The organism is Marinobacter sp. P4B1, from assembly GCF_001447135.1.
GTDB lineage: Bacteria > Pseudomonadota > Gammaproteobacteria > Pseudomonadales > Oleiphilaceae > Marinobacter > Marinobacter vinifirmus.
In genome coordinates, this window is sequence record NZ_LLXM01000005.1 from 315,368 (window position 1) to 336,936 (window position 21,569).

22 protein-coding genes are annotated in these 21,569 nt (G+C 58.2%); 15 read left to right on the forward strand and 7 right to left on the reverse strand.

The features are described 5' to 3' along the window. Positions 1–139 precede the first annotated feature (139 nt). The 6 genes from AQ621_RS03170 to AQ621_RS03195 all read left to right on the forward strand — a co-directional run bounded on the left by AQ621_RS03170 (position 140) and on the right by AQ621_RS03195 (position 5,555). Positions 140–940: an oxygen-binding di-iron domain-containing protein gene (locus AQ621_RS03170; protein WP_058340230.1), complete on the forward strand. Its 801-nt coding sequence runs from the start codon at positions 140–142 to the stop codon at positions 938–940. 124 nt (positions 941–1,064) lie between these two features. Then, entirely contained in the window at positions 1,065–1,793 is a 729-nt protein-coding gene (locus tag AQ621_RS03175; protein WP_022988648.1) for a YebC/PmpR family DNA-binding transcriptional regulator, read from the forward strand. 33 nt (positions 1,794–1,826) lie between these two features. Next, positions 1,827–2,573, forward strand: a complete 747-nt coding sequence (locus tag AQ621_RS03180; RefSeq protein WP_058340231.1) for a glutamine amidotransferase — start codon at positions 1,827–1,829, stop codon at positions 2,571–2,573. A gap of 35 nt (positions 2,574–2,608) precedes the next feature. Continuing rightward, positions 2,609–4,054: a phospholipase D family protein gene (locus AQ621_RS03185; protein WP_058340232.1), complete on the forward strand. Its 1,446-nt coding sequence runs from the start codon at positions 2,609–2,611 to the stop codon at positions 4,052–4,054. Between the two features lie 92 nt (positions 4,055–4,146). Further along, positions 4,147–4,548 (forward strand): PA2779 family protein, encoded by a 402-nt coding sequence (locus AQ621_RS03190; protein ID WP_058340233.1) that lies wholly within the window; start codon positions 4,147–4,149, stop codon positions 4,546–4,548. A gap of 11 nt (positions 4,549–4,559) precedes the next feature. After that, entirely contained in the window at positions 4,560–5,555 is a 996-nt protein-coding gene (locus AQ621_RS03195; RefSeq protein ID WP_058340234.1) for a PA2778 family cysteine peptidase, read from the forward strand. A gap of 6 nt (positions 5,556–5,561) precedes the next feature. On the opposite strand, the gene AQ621_RS03200 is transcribed toward AQ621_RS03195, so the two are convergent. Beyond that, positions 5,562–6,239 (reverse strand): class I SAM-dependent methyltransferase, encoded by a 678-nt coding sequence (locus AQ621_RS03200; RefSeq protein ID WP_058340235.1) that lies wholly within the window; start codon positions 6,237–6,239, stop codon positions 5,562–5,564. Between the two features lie 132 nt (positions 6,240–6,371). On the opposite strand from AQ621_RS03200, the gene AQ621_RS03205 reads away from it, so the two are divergent. The 4 genes from AQ621_RS03205 to AQ621_RS03220 all read left to right on the forward strand — a co-directional run bounded on the left by AQ621_RS03205 (position 6,372) and on the right by AQ621_RS03220 (position 11,671). Then, complete coding sequence (locus AQ621_RS03205) at positions 6,372–7,394, forward strand: AraC family transcriptional regulator (protein WP_058340236.1); 1,023 nt, start codon at positions 6,372–6,374, stop codon at positions 7,392–7,394. Between the two features lie 244 nt (positions 7,395–7,638). Next, the gene (locus AQ621_RS03210; protein ID WP_058340237.1) at positions 7,639–9,465 is read left to right on the forward strand and encodes a choice-of-anchor D domain-containing protein; all 1,827 of its coding nucleotides are present in this window, start codon (positions 7,639–7,641) and stop codon (positions 9,463–9,465) included. A gap of 98 nt (positions 9,466–9,563) precedes the next feature. After that, complete coding sequence (locus tag AQ621_RS03215; protein WP_058340238.1) at positions 9,564–10,409, forward strand: DUF6160 family protein; 846 nt, start codon at positions 9,564–9,566, stop codon at positions 10,407–10,409. 182 nt (positions 10,410–10,591) lie between these two features. After that, a complete protein-coding gene (locus AQ621_RS03220; RefSeq protein WP_058340239.1) occupies positions 10,592–11,671 on the forward strand; it encodes an alpha/beta hydrolase in 1,080 nt (359 codons plus the stop codon). On the opposite strand, the gene AQ621_RS03225 is transcribed toward AQ621_RS03220, so the two are convergent. The 3 genes from AQ621_RS03225 to AQ621_RS03235 form a co-directional block, all read right to left on the reverse strand. After that, positions 11,645–12,250 carry a LysE/ArgO family amino acid transporter gene (locus AQ621_RS03225; RefSeq protein WP_058340240.1) on the reverse strand — a complete coding sequence of 202 codons (606 nt, stop codon included), beginning with the start codon at positions 12,248–12,250 and terminating at the stop codon, positions 11,645–11,647. The genes AQ621_RS03220 and AQ621_RS03225 overlap by 27 nt on opposite strands. A 66-nt stretch (positions 12,251–12,316) precedes the next feature. Beyond that, entirely contained in the window at positions 12,317–12,886 is a 570-nt protein-coding gene (locus AQ621_RS03230) for a CPBP family intramembrane glutamic endopeptidase (protein WP_058340241.1), read from the reverse strand. 27 nt (positions 12,887–12,913) lie between these two features. Continuing rightward, positions 12,914–13,768: a crotonase/enoyl-CoA hydratase family protein gene (locus tag AQ621_RS03235; protein WP_058340242.1), complete on the reverse strand. Its 855-nt coding sequence runs from the start codon at positions 13,766–13,768 to the stop codon at positions 12,914–12,916. Positions 13,769–13,839: 71 nt separating this feature from the next. Here AQ621_RS03235 and AQ621_RS03240 point away from each other — a divergent pair, with 71 nt between their 5' ends. Further along, on the forward strand, positions 13,840–14,814 hold the full coding sequence (locus AQ621_RS03240) for a ribonuclease Z (protein ID WP_058340243.1): 975 nt from the start codon (positions 13,840–13,842) through the stop codon (positions 14,812–14,814). Between the two features lie 12 nt (positions 14,815–14,826). Beyond that, entirely contained in the window at positions 14,827–15,660 is an 834-nt protein-coding gene (locus AQ621_RS03245; RefSeq protein ID WP_058340244.1) for a M90 family metallopeptidase, read from the forward strand. On the opposite strand, the gene AQ621_RS03250 is transcribed toward AQ621_RS03245, so the two are convergent. Next, positions 15,657–15,884, reverse strand: a complete 228-nt coding sequence (locus tag AQ621_RS03250) for a hypothetical protein (RefSeq protein WP_022988633.1) — start codon at positions 15,882–15,884, stop codon at positions 15,657–15,659. The two genes, AQ621_RS03245 and AQ621_RS03250, sit on opposite strands and share 4 nt — an antisense overlap. 24 nt (positions 15,885–15,908) lie before the next feature. Between AQ621_RS03250 and AQ621_RS03255 the strand changes: the two genes are divergently transcribed. Then, positions 15,909–18,101 carry an OsmC domain/YcaO domain-containing protein gene (locus AQ621_RS03255; protein ID WP_058340245.1) on the forward strand — a complete coding sequence of 731 codons (2,193 nt, stop codon included), beginning with the start codon at positions 15,909–15,911 and terminating at the stop codon, positions 18,099–18,101. On the opposite strand, the gene AQ621_RS03260 is transcribed toward AQ621_RS03255, so the two are convergent. Then, the gene (locus tag AQ621_RS03260) at positions 18,098–18,991 is read right to left on the reverse strand and encodes a diacylglycerol/lipid kinase family protein (protein WP_058340246.1); all 894 of its coding nucleotides are present in this window, start codon (positions 18,989–18,991) and stop codon (positions 18,098–18,100) included. The genes AQ621_RS03255 and AQ621_RS03260 overlap by 4 nt on opposite strands. A gap of 321 nt (positions 18,992–19,312) precedes the next feature. Between AQ621_RS03260 and AQ621_RS03265 the strand changes: the two genes are divergently transcribed. Next, positions 19,313–20,065, forward strand: a complete 753-nt coding sequence (locus tag AQ621_RS03265) for a THxN family PEP-CTERM protein (RefSeq protein WP_058340247.1) — start codon at positions 19,313–19,315, stop codon at positions 20,063–20,065. A gap of 70 nt (positions 20,066–20,135) precedes the next feature. Here the strand turns inward: AQ621_RS03265 and AQ621_RS03270 are convergent, their stop codons facing one another. Continuing rightward, positions 20,136–20,513, reverse strand: coding sequence for a nuclear transport factor 2 family protein (locus AQ621_RS03270; protein ID WP_058340248.1), 378 nt, complete (start codon positions 20,511–20,513; stop codon positions 20,136–20,138). 303 nt (positions 20,514–20,816) lie between these two features. On the opposite strand from AQ621_RS03270, the gene AQ621_RS03275 reads away from it, so the two are divergent. Next, the gene (locus AQ621_RS03275; RefSeq protein ID WP_058340249.1) at positions 20,817–21,560 is read left to right on the forward strand and encodes a class I SAM-dependent DNA methyltransferase; all 744 of its coding nucleotides are present in this window, start codon (positions 20,817–20,819) and stop codon (positions 21,558–21,560) included. Positions 21,561–21,569 lie beyond the last annotated feature (9 nt).

Here is a 21,569-nt window from a genome sequence, read left to right on the forward strand (position 1 = left end):
AATATCAGATAATTGACCTGTGGCAAGGCCCGGCTTCCCGCCGTTCGGTAGTCTCCAAACCTTATTGCAATATCCGGCCATGGCGGTGCATGAGCACCGTTGTCATGGCCTGTAACTTATTGTTGTGCGGGAGACCCTAATGGCAGTTGAGCCGATCGTTTTGTTCGACAACGGGCACCACAAGTGCCTGATGTTTGATTCCCTGGTAACCGGCGAGGGCGTGCAGTCCAACCAGTTCCTGATTGTAGATGGTGACCACGAAGCCCTGCTGGATCCCGGCGGAGACCTTACCTATACCCCGCTGTCGGTGGCTGCCTCCAAGTACATGAACATCCGTGAGATGGACTATGTATTTGCCTCTCACCAGGACCCGGACATCATCGGTGCAATTGACCGCTGGATTGTGCACACCAAGGCCAGCATCGTAACCTCCAAGCTGTGGGCCCGTTTCCTGCCCCACCTGGTGTCCAGTTACGTAACCAACCAGCTCAGCGGCAGCGTGTACGATCGCATCATCAGCATTCCGGACCAGGGTGCGAAAGTGCGTTTCGGCGACTCCCATATCCAGTGCCTGCCAGCCCACTTCATGCACTCTGTGGGTAACCTGCAGTTCTATGATCCGGTCTCGAAGATTCTGTTCTCCGGCGATCTGGGCGCATCGCTCGGGGGTAAAGACGATCACAAACCGGTGGAAGACTTCGACAACCACATCCAGCACATGATTGGCTTCCACCGCCGGTATATTGCCTCTAAAAAGGTGTGCCAGCTGTGGGCCAACATGGTTCGCGATATGGACGTAGCCATGATCGTGCCCCAGCACGGCAAGCGTTTTGAGGGGCCGGCCATGGTTGACCGCTTCCTGAACTGGGTCAGCAGCATGGACTGCGGCATCGACCTGATGACCCAGGACAACTACCGTCCGCCGGTCGATTTTGTGTGATTTCCCCGGTTTCCGCAGGGATGCGGAAACCTCCTTCTGCATTCCTTGCGCAATCACCCCTGTCGCAAATCCCTCAGGTTCAGTAAAATCCCGCTTTTGATCGTAAATCCGAGAGGCACCAACGATGGGCAGAGCCTACCAGAACCGTAAAGAATCCATGGCCAAGACGGCCGCGGCTAAAACCAAGGTTTACAGCAAGTACGGCCGGGAAATCTACATGAGCGCCAAGTCTGGCGGCCCCGACCCCCAGGCCAACCTGTCGCTTCGCGGCCTGATCGAGCGCGCCAAGAAAGACCAGGTCCCCACACACGTTATTGAAAAAGCCATCGAGAAGGCCAAGGGCGGCGCGGGTGAAGACTACTCGACAGCCCGTTACGAAGGTTATGGCCCCGGCAACTGCATGGTGATTGTCGACTGCCTGACCGACAACCCCAACCGTACCTTCGGCGACGTTCGCCTGGCCTTCACCAAGACCAAGTGCAAGATCGGCACCCCCGGCGTGGTTGCCCACATGTTCGACCACTGCGCTATTTTCGCGTTCAACGGCCAGGATGAAGAAGCCGTTCTTGAAGCGCTGATGGAAGCCGATGTTGACGTGACCGACATCGAAAATGAAGACGGCAAGATCACCGTATTCACGCCCAACACCGAATACGCCAAGGCCAAACAGGCACTGGAAGCAGCCTTCGAAGGCATCGAGTTCGATGTGGACGAGATCCAGTTCCTGCCGAAGACCACCACGGTTGTTCAGGGCGACGACATCCCCCTGTTCGAGAAATTCCTCGACATGCTGAACGACCTGGACGACGTTCAGAACGTGTTCCATAACGCGGAACTTCCGGAAGAGGAATAACCCTCTCCCGTTTAGCTGTCACCGGAGCGCAGTATGGCTGGCACAGGCAACACACAGGCCCCGCGGGTGGTTATCCTGAAAACAGGGAGCACCTATCCGCAAATCAAGGATCAGTTCGGAGACTTTGATGCCTGGTTTACCCGTGGCTTGTCCAGCCAGTTGCAACTGACAGTCGTCGACGTAACCCGTGCTTCACCTCCGGGCCACCCCTCGGACTGGCAAGGCATCGTTATCACCGGCTCGCCGGCCATGGTCAGTAACCGGGAACCCTGGAGCGAACAAGCAGCCAACTGGGTGCGCCAGGCAGTAGAAGACAATGTTCCGCTTCTGGGTGTCTGCTACGGCCACCAGCTTCTGGCACATGCCATGGGCGGCAAGGTGGATTACCATCCCAAAGGCCGTGAAACCGGCACCCGACTGGTTCGCCTGTTTGCTGCTGCACAGAGCGATCCCCTGTTCAGCCAGCTTCCGCAAACCTTTCCGGCTCAGCTGACTCACAAGCAATCTGTGCTGGAGCTACCCCCTGGCGCTGTTTTGCTGGGCGAGTCCGACTTTGAGCCGCACCAGGCTTTCCGGGTCGGTGACAATGCCTGGGGTGTGCAGTTTCACCCCGAGTTCACCGAACACATCATGAAGGCGTATCTGGAAATCCAGCACCCTGACCTTCAGGCCGAGGGGCTGGATGCCAATGGCTTGATGGCCTTGGTGCAACCGGCCGACGACGCAGCCCGCCTGCTGCAGCTGTTTTCGGAACGGATCCTCCGTCACAGCGAAACCTGAGCCAGGCGCCCCACACTCAAAGGAATGATGCTGCCATGACAATGAAGTTACTCGCCGCAGCCCTGTTATTGATTCTGGTCAGCCTCGGGCTATGGCACACCTGCAAGCCCTTGCCGGCCGGCCTTGCCTATCAGGGCGATGCTCTGCCCCTCGAAGCGCCTGAACTGCTGACCGACACCACCCTGCACTTCCCTGATGGCCGCTCCGAGCTGGACCACGAAATTTTCGACGAGATGTTCCGGCTGATCGGACAGGCCGAAACATTCATCCTGCTGGACATGTTCCTGTTCAACAGCACCGGCCCCGAAGACAAGGGATTACGGCCCCTGGCACAGCAGACCGTCGATGCGCTGATTGCCCGAAAGCAAGCGCAGCCCGGCATCGACATTGTGGTCATCACAGACCCGCTTAACACCTTCTACGGCGGCACCCGATCGACGCTGTTCGAAGCCCTCGAAAATGCCGGCATTCAACTGGTCATCACCCGGCTTGACCCCCTGCGGGACAGCAACCCGGCCTGGTCATCATTATGGCGGCTCTGCTGCCAGTGGCTGGGCAACAACCCCGATGGTGGCTGGCTGCCAAACGCACTGGGCACGGAGCCCGCCACCGTTCGCAGCTACCTGGCCCTGCCCAACTTCAAGGCCAACCATCGCAAGGTACTGGTTGCCGACGAGGGAGATCGCTTCCGTGCTGTGATCACCTCCGCCAACCCCCACGATGGCAGCAGCCGGCACAGCAACACCGCCCTGGCCTTCAATGGCCCGGCAGTCACCGATGTGGTTCGCAGCGAACGCGCGGTTATGCAGATGTCCGGCGCAGATACCGCCACAATTGACCGTTGGATCAACACATTGGAGGCCATGGCCGGCGAACACCAGGAATCCGGCAGCAGCATTCAGGTACTCACCGAATCCGCCATCCGGGACAAGGCCCTGGCGATGATTGACCAGAGCCAGCCCGGGGAAAGCCTCGACATGGCCATGTTCTACCTCTCCCACCGCCCTGTCATCGAAGCCCTGATAGCCGCTCAGCAACGGGGCGTGAGCGTCCGGCTGTTGCTGGATGCCAATAAAGACGCCTTCGGCCACGAGAAGAACGGCATTCCCAACCGCCCGGTGGCTAACGAGTTGAACCAGGCAGGAGTTGCCGTCCGCTGGTGTAACACCCACGGGGAGCAGTGCCACAGCAAGCTGCTGATCCGAACCCGTAGCGATGGCCAACAGGAAATGCTGCTGGGCTCTGCCAACTTCACCCGCCGCAACCTGGACGACCTGAACCTGGAATCCAACGCATGGGTGCAGCTCCCGGCCGACCACCCCGTTGCCACTAAGGCGACTGATTACTTTGAGCTGCACTGGAACCATGGCCCGGACAGCAATCCGGTACTCAGCCTGCCGTGGGCACGGTGGCAGGAGGCGTCCAGGTTCCGTTACTGGCAGTACCGGGTGATGGAAGCCACCGGGCTTTCCACTTTCTGAGGAACCCTTTCTTCCTGGTGAACGTTTTGTATGTTGAACAGCGACACAGTTCAAACTAGTGTCTTTGTAAACAACTGAGAAAGGAGTCTGTCATGAACGCCATGCGACGTTACACCAAGCAGTTTTCTCTGGTGATGGCCCTGCTGATGGCCTTTGCCACCACCTTCTCTGTTTCTGCCCACGCCGGCATGGTGGGCACCGGTGAGCTGATCCAGCAACAACAGACCGACATCGACCGGCAACAGCTGCTGGAGATGCTGGAGCAGCAGGAAGTGAAAGAAAAGCTGGCCGAGCTTGGTGTCAGTGAAGACCAGGTGGCCGAGCGCATCCAGAACCTGACCCCCGCCGAACTGGCAGACTTCGAGCAGCAACTGGCCGAAGCACCCACCGGTGAAGGGGTTGTCGGTGTGATCGTCCTGTTCCTGCTGGTGTTCATCATCACCGACATGCTGTGCGCCACCGATCTCTTCTCGTTCATTAACTGTATCCGGTAAACCACCGAACCATGCTCAGGAAGCTCTCCGGTTTCAGCAGGTTGATGGCCCTCACGGGCCTGGTCCTGCTGGCCGGCTGCGCAACTACCCCGCCCTGGCCCGAACCATCAGCCACCAACAATGATGCACAGCCCGCATCGACCTTGCTGGAGAAAGTACCGTTCTATCCCCAGGAAAAGTACCAGTGTGGCCCGGCCTCGCTGGCCACCATGCTCAATAGTCAGGGGCTGTCCACCGATCCGGACATCCTGAAAGAGCTGGTGTACATTCCTGGCCGGGAAGGCTCGTTGCAGGTGGAGATGGTTGCCGGGGCGCGCTCCCACAATATGGTGGTGTATCCACTGCAACCGGCAATTGATGCCGTACTGGCGGAAGTTACGGCGGGCAACCCGGTACTGGTTATGCAGAACCTGCGCTTCAACTGGTGGCCGCAATGGCACTTTGCAGTGGTGGTGGGCTACGACGCCCGGGAGGAAGAGCTGGTACTGAACACCGACACCCGCCAGCATTACCGGATGCCCTACAAAGCCTTTCACGCCACCTGGACCCGGGCAGAACGGTGGGCCGTGGTAATCCTGCCACCGGACACGTTACCGGCAACTTCCGAACCCCTGCCCTGGCTGCGGGCCGCCCATGACCTGGAAACCACCGGTCACAGCCGTGCGGCACGGGAGGCCTACCAGACCGCGCAAACACGCTGGCCCGAACACTCTGCCCCGATCATGGCACTTGGTAACCTGGCCTATGCGCAACAACAGCCGCAACAAGCGATCGAGCACTTTCTGAAAGCTGTGAAGCTATTCCCGCAAGCCCCTGAAGGCTGGAACAACCTGGCCTATGCCCTGTCGGCCAATGGCTGTCCTGAAACAGCCGGGAAAGCCCGGGGTTGCGCAAGCGCCCTTGCCCCTGACCGCTTCAAAAATAAAGCAGACAACCTGCCCGGCCCCATCCAAAACGCCACGCAGCAATGCCCGGCCATTCCCCAATGTCCCGCCGAGGCGCCTTGAACCGGGTCAGGCCCGCTTTCGGAACAGCGCAACATCCTTTCTCGGCACCTCCAGCTCCCAGCCGAAATGTGCGGCCAGCCAGGCAAAGGTTTCTTCCCGGTAGAACACCACGTGGGTCGGGTCTCTGCGGTAATGCCAGGTGGCAAAGCGGTCATCCGCGTTCTGGAAACAAGTCATGATACCCAGCCAGCCTCCGGGCTTTACCAAGGCGTCGAGCTGTCTGAACACCTGGGCAGGCTGGTGCAGGTGTTCCACGACTTCGGTACAGGTCACAAAATCATAGGCCTGGTTCAGCACTTCCCTTTCTGGACTGAAGAACGGATCGTAAACCGACATCGGGTGGCCAGCCTCCTCAAACATGCTAGCCAGCGCGGGCCCGGGGCCACAGCCAAAATCCAACCCGTGGGCGCCCGGGGAAAGCTTTGCCAGTAGAGGCCCGACAAGCTTTGACAGAAACTTTCGATAGCCGGGGTCCTCTGGCTGATTATCGTGCAACTGGTAGACGGCCCGTTCCTCCTGCTCAGACAAGTAGAACCCCGGCGCCATCAGGGTTGCCTGGCAAGTGCCACAACGCAGGTAAAGTTTGCCTTCTACCTCCATAAACGGTGCGAGTGTGCGGCTCTCACAAACCGAACAGGGCTCGGACAACTCTGTATTGGATGCTGTGGCACCACCTGAAATCATGGGGGACAAACCTGTCTGAAGTTTTATTGTCATATCCGGCCATGCGGCCAATTTGTGACCCGTTGCCGGATATCCACCGTAACACCGCGCCTATACTAACCCCGTACACAGCCTCGGCACAGAGACGGAAACATGGATTCGTTGAACAACCTTGCACTGGAGGTGCCGATCATCTCGGCCCGCTATGCCCGCCGTTTTATCCGGTTTATGGAAAACCGCGGGGTTAAACGCCACGCCATCATGGCGGAAACCGGCATTACCGACGACCTTCTGAACAACCCCGATGCCAGCGTAACCATGAGCCAGGTGCTGCTCCTGCTCCGCCAGGCCGACTGGCTGATGCACGACGAACGGGCCGCCTTCGAATTCGGACAGCAGCTGGACCTGCCCAGCCACGGCTTGCTCGGCTTTGCCGTGCTGGGCCAGGAAAATCCCCGCCGCCTGGTCAGCATGATTGTTCAATACCTCAGGGTGGGCTTGCCACTGATGGATATGGAACTGGAATCCAGCGGTTCCACCATTCGCATCCGGTTGATCGATACCTGGGGAGTGGGCGATCTTCGGCCCTGCCTGACCAAGATCTACATGGGCAGCATTCACCGGGTCTCCTCCCAGGTATGCAGCCATTTCACTTTCCAGTTCGACTTTCCGGGCAAAGCCAGCCAGGAAGACTGGCAATTGCTGGCACCAGACAGCGAGTTCGAATTCGATGCCGGCATCAGCCAGGTCATCATGCCCCTGAACGGCACCCCGATTCGAAAAGACGACGCCAGCCTGGAATTCCTGGTGGCCAGGACCCGGCACGGTGCCCGGGAGACACCCCGGGAAGCAGACGAGACCGTTATGCAGGTACGGGAACTGATCATGAGCCAGCCCGGGCGCCCCTGCACCACCGAGAATATCGCCCGCCGCCTGGAGATCAGCCCCCGCACACTGCGGCAGCACCTTGCCAGCGCCGGCACATCCTTCCGGGAACTGCGTAACGAAATCCGGGAAAACTTTGCCACTTTGTACCTGAAAGACACCAATGTGCCGCTGGAATCCATTGCAGAAAAACTGGGATTCAGTGACCAGGCCGGTTTCACCAAGGCTTACCGTTCCTGGACCGGCCAGACCCCTGGCGACATTCGCCGTCAGGCCCGCAGTAAAAAGTGACCGGCGTTCCCCGGCCGTTTTGACACCGTTCACGGTTTGAACAATAACCCACCCTGATTTCCGTTTAAGACAAAAATGGTGCCGCCACCAGCAATGACCGGCGGCACCCACTCCCCGTCTAATAACCCTGCATTCATGCGTAAACGCGTATGGCACGGGATCTTTGCAAGTCCGATCGAGCAGTCCTTATCGGTGTTGTCTGCAACCCCAACTACAACAAAGAAGATACACAGAGGACGAACTCATGAAACTCAGGAACCTCAAAACGAGCGTTCGCAAGCTCGGTCCCGCCGTTGCGGCGGCGGCCTTGATGGCCGGCGGTGCGTCAAATGCGGCAGCCGAACAGGTCTCTACCGAACTGGCCTTTGAATGCCCATTCCCGCTGATTGGCGACCAGCCCATCCGGGCTACCATCAGCGCGGATATTCCTTCCGTAGTGTCTGTGGGTGACACCATCCCCGCATTCACCGTTGATGCTATCACCGTGGTCAATGACGATGCCCGCACCGGCCTTAAACTGGTTCAGTCCGCCACACTCGAAGGCGTTGCCACCAGTTACAACAGTGTTGTGACCGCAGGCAGAACCGTTGAACAAATTGTGAAGCTGGACATTCCGCCCACGCCGGTTCCCGAAACGTCAGGCGAATTCAATGTTCCGGCCTCCGGCATGTCTCCGGAATTCCTGGTTACAGAGGATGATATTGGCGAACTGGTCATCCGTGTTGGCGCCCTGCAGCTGGACCTGACTGCGCGCACCGCCAATGGCGCCATTGCCCCGGCTCCGATCGGTGAAATCCTGACTGACTGTGTTCAGTTGCCAGGCCAGGACAACCTGCTTCAAACCATCACCGTGGGTGGTGAAGTGGTTGAAACACCGCGCATCACCGTAGGCGCTGAAGAACTGGCCTTCGGTGCCGTACAGGCCGGCCTGAGCGCTCAGCAGTCCGTATCCATCACCAACACCGGCAGTGCAGCCCTAGGCCTGAACAACATTGCCATCAGTGGTAACGATGCTGACGTCTTCACCCTGAATAACCAGTGTGGCTCCAGCCTTGCGCCGGACGCTTCCTGTGCGGTTGATGTCACCTTTGCTCCAAGCACCGATGGCACCCGTAGCGCAACCCTGACCATCGAGTCTACCGATGCCGAAACCCCGAGCATCGACGTTGCCCTGTCTGGCCGCGGCACCCTGGCTCCGACACCGGAAATCTCGGTATCTCCGGAATCGGTCGAACTGGGTCGCGTTCTGTCCGGAACCAGCGAATCCGCGCAGGTTACCATTGCCAACAACGGTAATGCCGCCCTGCAAATCAACAGCATTGCCCTGGAAGGTGCCAATGCCGCTGACTTCCTGCAGACCAATAACTGCACCACGGTTGCCGCTGGCGCCAGCTGCTCTGTCGACCTGAGCTTTGCTGCCGGTGCACCGGGTGTGTATAGCGCGGCCCTGGTCGTGAACTCCAGCGACGAAGAAAACACCACCGTAACCATTCCGGTGCGCGCAGAGTCTTATGAAGAAAGCACCGGCGGCCCAGACCCCATTGAACTGCTGTTGGGCCTGGAAGGCTCCACACTGATCAAGGCAACCGGCGGTTCCCTGCCCCTGACTGGCTCTATCGCTACCCTTCTCGACCTGGCTGCCGGCACCTTTGAAGCAGACCTGGAAGTTCAGCCAACCTCCGGCAACTTCTCCATCAAGGTTCTGTTCAGCAAGATCAATGCTGCCGCCAACGTGGAATTCGAGCAGGCTGCGGTAACCACCGGCTCCCTGGTAAACGGCAAGCTGACTGCCAACTCCCAGCTGTATGTGAAAGTACCCAAGGTTGCTATCAAGATCGGCTGGCTGCCAATTCGCATTGGTGGTGGTTCCGAGTGTCAGACCCGCGATCCGATCAACATCGAGCTGAAGTCGGTTGAAGGCTCCAACTTCTCACCGGCCACTGGCGGTACCGTAAGCGGTGTCTACGAGCTGGGCGCGCTGGAAAACTGCGGCCTGCTGACCAGCCTGCTTAACCAGTTCATGACTGGCCCGGGCAACACCATCAGCCTGGACCTGACTCCTCAGTTCTAAAAGTTCCGGCTTGGCCGGAAAGGGTTGCAGCCGGTATCCGCCGGCTGTAACCCGAATCAGGAAAGAAGAGAAAACAAAACCAAAAAAGGAACGACGAAATGAAAAGCCTGAATAAATCTGCGTTAGTGCTGGCCATGGCAGGCCTCCCGTTTGTGGCCCAGGCCGACCTGAAACCCATTGATGACGCCCAGATGGGCAGCATCACCGGTCAGGCGGGTGTGACTATCGAGCTGGAAACCCGTGTGGACATCGGCGAATTCCGATACACCGATGAGGGCTCCCTGTCTATCAAAGACATCTCGATTGGCGGTGCGAATACCACCGGTCTGTTCTCTGAAATCACTGATTTCCGGGATGCACTCGGACTGGACGCCACCACTAATCTGATCGACAACATTGCCATCGAGATCGATGTAGCTGCTGACGGCGACGCAATCATCAACGTATTGCCGCTGACCGCTGCGCCGATCGACTTCGGCGTAAGCACGGGCGAGTGGACCCTGGAAGGCCACACCGATTCCACCCTGCTGGCCAGCAACTTCAACATGGTCGGTGCCTTCACTAAGGTAGGCATCACCGTTGACACCGCTACGGACAGACTGAACCTGAACACTAAGGTAGGTATCTCTGACCTGGACGTTGACATCGACTTCCTGGGCCTCGGCATCCGTGACCTGAAAATGACCGGCGCCGACTACATGGGCACCAAGCTGGATGGCACCGCTGCAGCCGCGAACGTGCTGACACTCGGCGCCACCATTGATATGGACGTCTACAAGGCAACCCGTCTGGGCGGTTCCGGCGATGCGCTGGCCATCGACCTGAATACCTTCGCAGCGGATATGTCCATCGGCGAGGTTCTGGTAGGCGGCGCCAATATTGGTTCTGTGATGCTGGATAACCTCGTGGTTCAGGACACCACTATGCGTATTTACGGTCACTAAGGCCCCTGGGCCCGGTTCTCCGGGCCCTTTTTCTCTGCCCCCTTTCCTGCAAGCCTCCCGAACATTGCCCTGCACCCCGGCCGCCCGGCCAATGGCAACACAACGCACGGATGTGATAGTTGCCGTGTTAGGATTTCAGTGATCCACAGAATAAAACCACTGCTCCCCGAAAAGGAACACCCATGCTCTGGACCTTGCTCGCCATTGTCGCGCTGATTGTTGTTGCCACTTTCCTGCTGTTCCGGGTCAAAGACCTGTCCGAATTTGACGGCAACGAGTGGGCAGTGAAGGAAGTCGCACCCAATCCGGCTCACGATGAGGTGCTGTCACGCATTAAAGATATGGGCCGGGCATCGAAGGGACTGAAAGGCAAAGCCAGGCTGATTGCCCTGAGGAATCACCTGGACAGTCTGGGTGAGGATGTTGAAGTAACTTCAGAGATTCGTCATAACGACCAGCCCAGGGGCGAATGGGTTATCGCCCCGGGCGTAGACACCCGCCGACGGGTTCTGTATATCCACGGTGGCGCCTGGGCCGCCGGCAGCCCCCGAAGCCACCGGGCGATTACCGACAGGTTCTCGCAGCTGGCCAATGCCGCCGTTTTCGCCCTCGACTACCGGTTGATGCCGGAGCACCGATTTATGGATGGCATCCGTGACTGCCGCCAGGCTTATACCTGGTTGTTAGCCCACGGCCCGGACGGTGAAGAAACTGCAGATTTTATGGTGGTTGCCGGTGATTCCGCAGGCGGCAGCCATACCCTGTCGCTGATTGCCTGGGTTCGGGACAATGGTATCCGCCAGCCGGATGCCGCAGTGGCACTGTCGCCGTCCACAGACCTCACCCTGACGGCCCCCAGCAACCGCGACAACATCCGCACCGATCCCCTGCTGGGACCGGTGTTTGGCGGGCTATCCAAGATTCCTTTGCCGGTGCTCTGGTGGGGCACCCTGGCAGCGTTCCGGATCTCCCCCACCAACCCGGTGGCTTCACCGCTGCGCGGCAACCTGAACAACCTGCCGCCAACGCTGATCCATGCCAGCACCACCGAAATGCTGCTGGACAACGCCACCCGTTATGCGGCGAAAGCAAGGGCCGAAGGCTCTCCGGTTGAACTGCACACCTGGCAGAACATGGTCCATGTGTGGCACATCTTCACGCCGCTATTGCCGGAAGCCGAAGAAGCCTTCGAAGATATCCGGGCGTTTCTGGAACAAATTGAGAAAGGCGAGATATCAAAGGCCGCCAAGGGCCAGCTTTAAAGCGATAGCCGCCATCATCAGGCCAATAACGCCATCAATCACTCGCCAGGCACCGGGTTTGGAAAGAACCGGTGCCAGCCTGGATCCGAACCAGGCAAGACCACCAAACCAGAGGATCGACGCGCTGCTGGCGCCGGCCACAAAAGTCACGGCACTACTCTGCTGGGCACCGACTGCCGGGATCAGCAACAGGGTATCCAGGTAAACCTGCGGATTAAGCAGGGTTACGGCCAGGGTCGTCAGGATAACCCGTTTCAGGCTTCGCCCTACATCACCCGACGCCTTCAGCGCCGCCCGGCCACGGCCCGCCCGCACGAACGCCTGCAGGGCCAGCCAGCCCAGGAAGGCAACACCCAGCCAGCGCAAGACTTCCAGCGCCTGGGGTGCCGCCATCAGGGCCGCACTCACGCCGAACATGCCGAGCGTAAACAGCAGCACGTCTGACACCATGCACAACCCGGCTGCCCACCAGTGGTGCTCCCGGCGAATGGCCTGGCTCAGGATGTAAGCGTTCTGGGCACCGATGGCCACGATAATACCGCCACACACCAGCAGGCCGGTCAGGTAACTCTCAAGCATTCCAACTACTCCGAAAAAACTGGCGCAAGGATACCCGCGCGTCTCACAGGTGGGAACTCATCTGGTTCAGGGCCGGGGCCGGCGAACACCAAACCAGTGGGGATAACGCAGCAGACAATAGAGCGCGACCATGTCGTACAGCGCATGCCAGGCCATGACCAGCGCCAGGCTCTGGCTGTATTGGTAGGCAGCGCCCAATACTGCGCCCAGGCCCGTGGCCATCACGAAATAGGTGAACGAAACATAGTGCACCAGGCCGAACAACACGGAAGCCGCAATAACCGCTGTCCAGGGGCCAGTGTGCTGCAGCAGCCAGCCCTGAATGGCCCCGCGAAACAACAACTCTTCCCCGACACCCGCCAGCACCGACAACGCCACAAGTACCGGCCAGCGATAACCGGCGGCAAAGTTATAGAGCGCTTGCATCTGGCTGCTCAGGTTATCCGGAAAAAGCCAGGGCACGCGGGATAACAACACCAGCACCAGGTAGGTACCAACCGCCCCCACTGTGCCGAACAGCGCCACCTCAACAGCATTCAGGCCATCAAGAAGCAGTGGGATCTCAAACAGCCAGACAGCAAACAGGCCGATTAAACCAATACCGCCCTGAAACAGCAGGGCGGTGGCTGAAGGCATGGAGGGACTTCCGCGTTCAGGCATGGATCAGTTGTCGAACAGATCCTTGACGGGGAACAGGGCATCGTAGCTCGGAGCCTGTTTCTGGGCCTTGGCCTGGAAGGATTTCATCATGTCTCCAGGACGGAACATGCCGGCCTGCCAGGTAGCCATGTACTTCAGGCTGTCTTCCACACTGTGATCACGGCTGAAATTGATCATTTCCTTACAGCCGGTCACCGCCAGCGGCGAGTTGGCCGCAATCTGGGCAGCAATGGCCATCACACCTTCCAGCATGGCTTCCTGGTTCTCGTAAACGGTATTCACGAAACCAAGACGTTGGGCCTCTTCGGCGCCGAATTTGCGGCCGGTGTAGGCCAGCTCCCGCACTACGCCTTCGGGCATCAGCTTGGGCAAACGCTGCAGGGTGCCTACATCGGCGGTCATTCCCAGCTCAGTTTCCTTGATGGTGAAGTAGGCATCCGCCGTGCAGTAACGGCTGTCAGCGGCACACACCAGATCCAGCGCGCCGCCAATGCAGCCGCCGTGAACCGCCGCCAGCACCGGCAGGCGTACTTTTTCCAGAGAGCTCAGGGTATCTTGCAACTGCAAGACAACGCGGCGAAGGTTCTCGGCCATACGGCCCGGATCACCGCTCATTGGCACGGATTTCGGATCAGAAAACACACCAAGGTCCATACCGGCGGAAAAGTGCTTGCCGGTGGAGGAGATCACAATCACCCGGGCGTCTGTGTTGGCTTCGATGTCCTGCACGCAGCGGGGCAACTCCAGCCAGAACGCCTTGTTCATGGAGTTCAGCGCTTCAGGACGGCTGAACTGTACGTGGGCGATGTGGTCTTTTACTTCGATGTTAAAGCTTTCGTAGTTTGCGAGTTCAGACATGATGGGTTCCGTATCATCTCAGAGCAGGGTTTCGTATTATTAGGGGGCACATTACCGCGAAACGAGGCACGATGGAATTTACTTTCCTGGGCACATCTGCCGGAACACCAACCCGGTCACGTAACGTCACCGGGCTGGCCCTTTGCCGGTCCGGTCCCAAACCCTGGTACCTGATCGATTGCGGAGAAGGCACCCAGCACCAGCTGATGCGCACCCGCTATTCGGTGATGCAGTTGCGGGCGATTTTTATCACCCACATTCACGGTGATCACATCTTTGGCCTGCCCGGGCTGCTCACCAGTGCCTCCATGCTTGGCCGCACAGAGCCCCTGGACATTATCGCCCCGCCCCAGGTACGGCGGTTCATAGAGGCCACCATCGACAACAGCGACTCCAGCCTGAGCTACCCGCTGAACTTCATCAATTCCGAAGCGCACGATTTTTACTGGCAGGATGACAACGTGGGGGTTACCAACGTGGCGCTTTCGCACCGGGTTGCCTGTCGCGCTTATGTCTTTACTGAACGAAATCTGGAGCGCCAGCTAAGGCAGGAGAAACTGACGGCGGACGGCATAGAGGCTGGTCCATCCTGGGGCGATCTGCAGAAGGGCAAGGACGTGCTGCTGGATGACGGCCGGTTGTTGAGGAGCGATGACTACACGGAGATACCCAGAACCGCCCGGCGCATCATTGTGGGTGGTGATAATGACACACCAGAGCTTTTGAAAGAGGCCAGCCAGGGAACTCATGTACTCATCCACGAAGCGACTTACACCCAGGACGTCGCCGACCGGGTCGGCCCATGGCCCCAACACAGCTCGGCGCAGCAGGTCGCCCGGTTTGCCCAGAGCGTAAAGCTCCCCAACCTGGTACTCACCCACTTCAGCTCCCGTTACCAGTCCGCCCCGGGGGGCACGCCTCATATCAATCAGCTCGCCGCCGAGGCGTTGCAGCACTTCAAGGGCCAACTTTTCCTGGCCCGGGATTTTGACACTTACCGTTTGGAGAAAGACCTGCAACTGCACAGGCTGAATCATGACCATTGAACAGACCTACCCATGTCTCCCGCACTGATCTTTTCCCTGGCCGCTATCCTTCTGCTTTCCGGAACGGTCTTTTACCTGTTCTTCTACCGCAACTGGCGACGCCAGCGAGAACTGCAACAGCCCTTCCCTGAGCCCTGGCGGCGCCACCTCAAGGACAATGTCCCCATCTATAACCGGCTCTCCACCAGCCACAAATCCCGGCTGGAGAACCTGGTTCAGCTGTTTATCGCAGAAAAGGAGTTCTACGAATGCGCAGGCTTTCACATCGATGACAGGGTACGGGTGACCATCGCCGGTCATGCCTGCCTGTTATTGCTGGAACGAGCCTTCTCGAACTACGACGATGTAAAGAGCATTCTGGTCTACCCCGATATCTACCGGGTACAGGACACCGACAGCGATGGCCTGGTGGTCAGTACCAGTGAAGAAACCCGGGCCGGGGAGGCCTGGTCTCACGGCCGGGTGATTCTGGCCTGGAGCCAGTGTGAACAAGCCATCGCCAATCCTCATGGCCCGCACAATGTAATTCTTCACGAATTCGCCCATCAGCTGGATTACCTGGATGGCTCGGCAGACGGGGCTCCGCCACTGAGCGGGCAAGACGCAAAGCATTGGCAGGAAACCATGACCAGGGCGTGGGACCACCTGCAACACCGGCTGGAACACCACCATAAACCCTGGCTGGACCCATACGGCGCCACCGAACCTGCGGAATTCTTTGCGGTGCTGACGGAAACCTTCTTTCAGCAACCGGAACACCTGCTGGAGGTACAACCGGAGGTCTACAAGGCGATGTGCGGCTATTACCGGATAGACCCAAGGGACTTCAGCGCTCACCAGCTCTAAAGCCCGTCTCCTTTCACACCGAGGCGATCCAGGTACAGGTGCAGCTCGTCCACGCTGATGTTCACATACTCCAGCACCCGGCCATACAGCATTACCGTCGGCACATTACGGCCGCCCAATTCCTTCTGGGTCTCGCTCAGGACGTAAAGTATCGTCCGTTCCGTTTTTGTGAGACCATCCCGCGCATCGGGGATCACCTCGTCTATTCCGCGTAAACTGCTCATATTTCTGAATCCGGTAAGCTGCCCATGGAAATCAAAGTCAATTATCTCGACAACCTGAGGCTTGAGGCCAAGTTTGACGATTTTACCGTCATCTCAGACCAGCCCGTCCGCTACAAAGGCGATGGCTCGGCGCCTGGCCCGTTTGACTACTTCCTGGCCTCATCGGCCATGTGCGCAGCCTACTTTGTGAAGGTTTACTGCAATGCCCGGGATATTCCCACAGACAACATCCGGCTGTCGCAGAACAACATTGTAGACCCGGAAAACCGCTACAAGCAGATTTTCAAGATTCAGGTGGAACTGCCGGAAGACATTTCCGAAAAGGATCGTCAGGGCATCCTCCGCTCCATCGACCGCTGCACGGTCAAAAAGGTGGTGCAAACCGGCCCGGATTTCCAGATTGAAGTGGTGGAGAACCTGGACGAAGACGCCCAGGCCCTGCTGACTGCCGCCCCGGGCGGAGACTCCAGCACCTACATCGAAGGCAAAGACCTGCCGCTGGAACAGACCATTGCCAACATGAGCGGCATCCTGGCGGATCTCGGTATGAAGATCGAGATTGCCTCCTGGCGCAACATCGTGCCCAATGTTTGGTCCCTACACGTGCGCGATACCGCCGCCCATATGTGCTTCACCAACGGCAAGGGTGCCACCAAGGAAGCCGCGTTGTGCTCGGCCCTGGGCGAGTTTATTGAGCGCCTGAACTGCAACTTCTTCTACAATGACCAGTACTTCGGCCAGGACATCGCCAACAGCGAGTTCGTGCATTACCCGAACGAGAAATGGTTCCAGCCGGGGCCGGAAGGCGAGCTGCCCGAAGGTATCCTGGACGACCATTGCCTGGCCATCTACAACCCCGATGGCGAACTGCTGGGCACCCACCTGTTCGACACCAACTCCGGCACCCCGGAGCGGGGCATCTGCAGCATTCCCTACGTGCGCCATTCCGATGGGGAAACCGTGTATTTCCCCTCCAACCTGATCGAAAACCTGTATCTGAGCAACGGCATGAGCGCCGGCAACACGATGCAGGAAGCACAGGTGCAGTGCCTGTCCGAGATCTTCGAACGGGCAGTGAAAAAAGAAATCATCGAAAACGAAATCGCCCTGCCGGATGTGCCGGACAGCGTACTGGCCAAATACCCGGGGATTGTCGAAGGCATCAAGGCCCTGGAAGAACAGGGCTTCCCGGTTCTGGTAAAAGACGCCTCTCTGGGCGGCCAGTTCCCGGTGATGTGCGTAACCTTGATGAACCCGAAAACCGGCGGCGTGTTCGCCTCCTTTGGCGCTCACCCCAGCTTCCACGTAGCGCTGGAACGCAGCCTGACCGAACTGCTGCAGGGCCGCAGTTTTGAAGGCCTGAACGACCTGCCCGCCCCCACCTTCAACTCCATGGCGGTGACCGAGCCCAACAACTACGTGGAGCACTTTATCGATTCCAGCGGTGTCGTGTCCTGGCGTTTCTTCAGTGCCAGGTCTGACTATGACTTCGTGGAATGGGACTTCTCCGGCAGCAACGAAGAAGAAGCGGCCACCCTGTTCCAGATGCTCGCGGATATGGGCAAGGAGTGCTACGTAGCCGGCTTCGATTATCTGGGTGCGCCGGTGTGCCGCATCCTGGTACCCGGCTATTCCGAGGTGTACCCGGTGGAAGACCTGGTTTGGGACAACACCAACATGGCGCTGGAATTCCGGGAAGACATCCTCAATCTTCACCGCCTGGATGAGGACGAACTAACCAGCCTGGTGGAGCGGCTGGAAGAGGCCGAGCTGGACGTGTACATGACCATCGTCACTCTCACCGGTATCGAGTTCGATGAAAACACCGTGGGGGGCCAGCTCACCATTCTGGAACTGAAACTGCTGATCTACCTGGCGCTGGGTGAACTGGAAGAAGCCCGGGAGCTCGTGGAGATGTTCCTGCAGTTCAACGACAACACCGTTGAACGCGGCCTGTTTTACCAGGCCATGAACGCAGCCCTGGAAGCTACGCTGAACGAAGAACTGGAGCTGGAAGACTACCTCTACAACTTCCGCCGCATGTTCGGCAACGAGGTGATGGATGCCGTCGAAGGTTCCATCAACGGCACCGTGCGTTTCTATGGCCTTGAAGAAACCGGCATGGACCTGCGCGGCCTCGACCGCCACCTGAAGATGATCGAGAGCTACAAAAAGCTGCACGCGGCCCGGGCCCGTAAAGCCGGCATTTCAGTCTAACCCGATGCCGGCTGCTCGCCGGTATGCACTACCCTCTTGCCAATCACCCGGATAGCACCCGGCCGGCAAGTCGCCCGAAAGGGCGTTTTGCCGGCTACATCACCGTCTACGGTTACGGTTCTGGGCTGCTGGGTGTCTATCTGGCACCACTTGCCTTTGACTTGAATAACCGTGCTGGTTCTCCGGGGCGTTTTCCGGTTCAATCGGACCGTCAGGAAGGTCAGTAACAACTGGGCTAGCGGGCGGGGGCGTATAGCAATGATATCCAGCAGTCCATCGTCAGCCGAGGCTTCCGGTATTTCCTGGCCGCCGCCAAAGTAGGCTCCCGTGGCAACCGCAATGGAGAGCCAGCGGCCTTCGAGCGATGAGCGATCCGTCTGAATCCTGGCCCGGAAGCCCCGCTTGGCACCCACCTGCTGAAACAGGGTGGCCAGGTAGCTGAACTTGCCCAAAGCTTGCTTGGTTGGGGAACTGGCTTTTCGGGAGGGCAAGGTTCCAAGCCCGATGTGAGCCACGTTCAAATAAATGCGATCTGAAAACTCCGCCACATCAATCCGTTGCGAGCCACCCTCTGCCACCAGCCGAACAACCTCTGAAGGATCCTCAGGAAGGCCCAGGTTTCGGGCGAAGTCATTAGCAGTGCCTGATGGCAGAACCGCCAGGGTCGCCCCGGTACGCAGGCACAGCGAAGCCACCCCGTTCACCGTGCCATCACCACCTGCAGCCATCAGGCAGTCGCCTTCAGACACATGACGAATCCAATTTTCGGCATCACCCAGCTTGCAAACGGTTACCTCATTTATGCCCTGCTCGCGCAGGTGCTTCAGCCAGAAATCGCTGTCGCGAGAGCCATCGCCAGAACCCGGGCTGTCCACCAACCAGTAAGCCATGCCCATTCCTTCAGAAGAAAATAATAATCCCTCTCAATTGATAGCACGGCTTGCCGGTTTCTTCATGCCGGGAGCATTACCGTATGGCAACGAGAGATCGCTACAGTCCAGGCGCGACCAAAATACTGTAAATAATGTGGACACATTACCGCTCCCAGCAGCGATAAGCAGCGCTGGAACAGCCTAAGAACAACGCAAATGTCAGGTTAATTGACACATATTTTCAGGGCCTCATAAAAACAGCCACAAATCAATAACCTAAAGAAATGGCACTTAACTTGCTAAACGAGAACGGACTCACTCAAAACGAAGGAACGAATAATGAAAATGCTAGCAAAAGCCTTAGTCGCAACTGCAACCGCACTGACCGCCAGCGCTGCGTTTGCCTTTCCAGTTAACCTGACCTCTGTATCCGGAAGCTTTGAAAATGCCGTTGGCGGTTCCAACGTCAACGGTGAAGGCACCAGCCAGATTCGCTGGGGGTACAGCTCAGGCGCCGGCCAGAGTGGCTATAACTTCAATGGTACGTCTCCGCTGCCTCAGACCATTCTGGACAGCGATGCCTTTGTGCTGGGCAGCCTGACTCACATCAACAAGCCGGTTACCGGTGATGGCATTACCGGGGTGGACCTGGCGGTCAATCTTGGCTTTGACGGGTTTGGTGATAATGGCGGCTCATCGGGCACGTTCGTCTTTGCCCACGACGAAACGCCCAACACAGCGCCAGAAGTCACAGGGCAGTGGTGCCTTGGAATTCCCTTTTTTGGTCTCTGTCTTGGCAAATGGCAAGACATCGTTTCGAATTCCGGAGACGTGGACGATCAGATCTGGATTCTCGATGAATACGTAACCAGCACGGATTTCCAGCTGGGTAACAACCTCTATAGCCTGGACCTTCTCGGTTTTGAAGGCGACCTTGAAACCTTCCTGACTGCAGAGAACGCCATTACGTCCGTGAATCTGCTAGCTCGCCTCAACGTCACCGAATTGCCCGTGCCGGAGCCCGGCACCATGGCACTTCTGGGTCTGGGCCTGCTTGGCCTGGGCGCTGCCCGCAAGCGCGCAAGGCAGTAATCAGAACCTGCCTTCAGGGAGTGTGCCTGAAGGCAGTCTGCTAAGGCTGAACAGGGGAACCCTGCCTTGTTCAGCCTGCCGTTGGCAGGTTACCCCCCAACATATTCTCTACAACTGCGGCGTTATAGAAAGTTTCCATGGTATGGATTCTGTCATCACGAACGCGAAACCATACCGCAAGCCGCACATCTCCGATGGGTTCAAAATGCGTCCGGTAGTCCAGGATCGCAAACACGTGCTCGCCGTCTGCGCTTAGCTGCCGCAGCACAAGGTCTTTCTGGATAGCGGCCATGCCGAACTGGTAAGCGAGCATGTCGTCCCGGCTGAGGAAGCGCATGTTGGGCCCCACATATTCAAAGTCATCCTCCGCCAACAGGGTCTTGGCCTCGTCAAAACGCTGGGCGTGAATGTCTGAAATAAACTGCGCCACAATATCCTTTGGCGACATAGCTGCACTCCACTCTCGGGGCTGTTGAATAGCAGATTAAACCGTTACGGCATTCTGCATTCAATTCAGAACCGCCGCAACGCCCCGAGGTGCAAGGCGGTGCCGTAATAGCGAAGGAGAGTGACCACAATGACTTTATGCCACCCGTCAATATAAGTCGGAAACCGCTTCTGGAAGTGCTACCGGCTAACGGGCAAATTCGGTACCATACCCCGCCCTCGAAACGCCCGCCCGCTGCGCCTTACCTGCCCTGCAGCTGCTGATCGCCAGAGGTGATCCAGTTAATCCTGCAGAGGCTTGCCATTGTCTACCAACGCCTTATACACGGACTTGTCCGGGTACTATGACCTGATGTGTGCAGATATCGACTACCGGGCGCAAAGCCGGGGTATCCGACGCCTGCATCAGTTGTTCGGTAACGGAGGCAACAGCCACCTGGACCTGGCCTGTGGTACCGGCCCGCATATTCGTCACTTCCTGGATGACGGTTTTCAGTGTCAGGGGCTGGATATCAACCAGCCGATGCTGGATGTAGCGCAGCAGCGTTGCCCGGAGGCGGTATTCGGCGTTGGGGATATGTGTGCGTTTCAGGTAGCGCAGCCGTTCGACCTGGTCACCTGCTTTCTGTATTCCATCTACTACAGCGATGGCATCGAGAAACTCAAAGGCTGCATCCGCAGTGCCCACCAGGCGTTATCAGAAAACGGGCTGTTCTGTTTCAATGCGGTGGACAAAACCCGCATCAATAACAACCTGTATGTCAGCCACACAGCGCAGCATGATGGCAGCGAGTTCAGTTTCCGTTCCGGCTGGCACTATGCCGGCCCCGGTGAGCGGCAATCATTGCGGCTGAGTATTGACCGCAACACCAACGGTGTTTGCGAGTCCTGGCAGGATGAGCACCCGATGGTGGCACTCAGCTTCGGCGAGTTCGAAGCGCTGCTGAAGCCGTGGTTCGAGGTACACATCTTCGAGCACGACTACGAACGCATTTTGCCCTGGGATGGAGAGTCCGGAAACGCGATCTTTGCCTGCGTGAAGCGTTAAGCGTTTCCG